This window comes from Allomuricauda sp. F6463D (assembly GCF_023015965.1).
Taxonomy (GTDB): domain Bacteria; phylum Bacteroidota; class Bacteroidia; order Flavobacteriales; family Flavobacteriaceae; genus Flagellimonas.
This window is the reverse complement of the sequence record NZ_JALKAN010000018.1, coordinates 1-848: the sequence shown is the minus strand read 5'-3', so window position 1 is coordinate 848 and position 848 is coordinate 1. Positions and strand designations below refer to the sequence as shown.

At 55.2% G+C, this 848-nt stretch carries 1 protein-coding gene; it reads right to left on the bottom strand.

What is annotated here, in order from left to right:
- Positions 1-848, bottom strand: an 848-nt coding sequence (locus MWU56_RS16460) for a hypothetical protein (protein WP_247046516.1), incomplete at both ends; no start/stop codon positions are given.

Genomic DNA, 848 nt, shown 5'->3' with positions numbered 1-848 from the left:
GCGTCCGTGGCAAAGGTTCCGTCAAGGTCAACCCCGGTGGCTCCGGTAACCGCATTGGTCAGTTCCAAGGTGGTACCGCTCAAAGCGATATCGGATAGTTCGTTCTCAGGGTCTGAATCAGCGTCGTCCGTGTCAAGGGCCGCAAGTTCAGCGTCCGTGGCAAAGGTTCCGTCAAGGTCAACCCCGGTGGCTCCTGTAACTGCATTGGTCAGTTCCAAGGTGGTACCGCTCAGGGCGATATCGGATAGTTCGTTCTCAGGGTCTGAATCAGCATCGTCCGTGTCAAGGGCCGCAAGTTCCGCGTCCGTGGCAAAGATTCCGTCAAGATTTTGGCTCAACGTACCGCCTGCATCCGTGACCTCGATGGAGGTACCGTTCAGCGATATCCCCGTGTTGTATTCGTTCGTGGGGTCTGAATCGGCGTCGTCCGTGTCAAGGGCCGCAAGTTCCGCGTCCGTGGCAAAGGTTCCGTCAAGGTCAACCCCGGTGGCTCCGGTAACCGCATTGGTCAGTTCCAAGGTGGTACCGCTCAAAGCGATATCGGATAGTTCGTTCTCAGGGTCTGAATCAGCGTCGTCCGTGTCAAGGGCATCAACATATGCTTTTGTTACGGCATCACTTGCGGCCGTTGGGGCTCCAAGTCCGGTCAGAACCAATCCGTTGGCATCGTTGCCATCGGTAAGCACTTCCTCGATGTTCTGTATCTCATTCGTGGCGTCGGTGTCACCATCAGCAGCAATATGGTCTGCTATATCCGTTGCATTAGTTCCAATGTTGGTAGTGTTCGTTGCTATGTCACCCGTATTCGTGGTGATATCCGAAGCGTTGTCGGCTATGTCCGAAGCGTT